The 811-nt window shown below is 41.8% G+C and carries 2 protein-coding genes; both read left to right on the top strand.

Translation table 11 applies throughout. From position 1 onward, the window contains the following. Window positions 1–584 (top strand): phage tail protein (locus ACFIJ9_RS08655; protein ID WP_375636793.1); only part of this gene is annotated, 584 nt, incomplete at its 5' end. A 9-nt stretch (window positions 585–593) separates the two neighbouring features. After that, the coding region (locus ACFIJ9_RS08650) for a hypothetical protein (RefSeq protein WP_375636792.1) at window positions 594–811 on the top strand (218 nt) is incomplete at its 3' end.

Below are 811 nucleotides of genomic sequence, written 5' to 3'. Positions count from 1 at the left end.
GTGCTTATTCACGGTATGTTTATTGGGACTTATTTTGTGTCATAGGAACGACGTGGGGAGAAGGGGATGGCGTTGAGACGTTTAATGTTCCCGATTTTCGGGGGCTATTTTTACGGGGACTTGATAATGAACGCAATTTAGACCCTTGGCGTTCTTTTGCAAGTATACAACCCTGTTCTTTAAAAGCGCATGAACATTTTATAGGTCCAGCGTCATCAGAAGGTCTTTCTTCCCGTAAAAAACGTGATGTTTCTTCTTCTGAAGTTTCTTTGCAAAGGCGAAAGAGAGCTATAGACGAAGAGTGTGTAGGTTTGAGTGGGGATACCTTAAAGAGATGTCATGAAGAATTTGACCGAATAGTGGGCATTTCAGAGGTTCCATTTTGGTTTACAGAAAAAGATAAACCGCCTCGTTTACCTTGGTTTATCAGGAGCCCGTTTGCTAATTTTTTATATTATTCAACGCCTATAACAGAAGGTCTGAATGACAGAGAGCATCATGAACATCACCTTATGGCAGAGAGGGTTGGTGGTGTTGAAACGCGCCCCGTTAATGTGAGTGTAATTTATGGGATCAAGACATGAGGAGTTGAAATGTCATTAAAACCGTTTGCGATATCAGAGATTAGCGACCCGTCTCAAGTACGGGTCGTTTTGTATTCGGGGGGAGGTTTTGTACATGCGCCGCTTAATGGCGTTTTTGATTTACTGAAAGCCGCTTTGAAAGCCGATCTTGATGGATCGTTAAAAGATTTAGAGAAGCGCTTAGAGGCTTTAAGAGAAGAGTTTGAAGATTTGAAAGAGTGTTCATT

Origin of the sequence: Bartonella sp. MR90HLJMH, assembly GCF_042194115.1 — a bacterium.
GTDB classification, from domain to species: Bacteria; Pseudomonadota; Alphaproteobacteria; order Rhizobiales; family Rhizobiaceae; genus Bartonella; species Bartonella grahamii.
The sequence above is the reverse complement of the archived record's forward strand: the minus strand, read 5'-3'. Positions and strand labels throughout refer to the sequence as shown.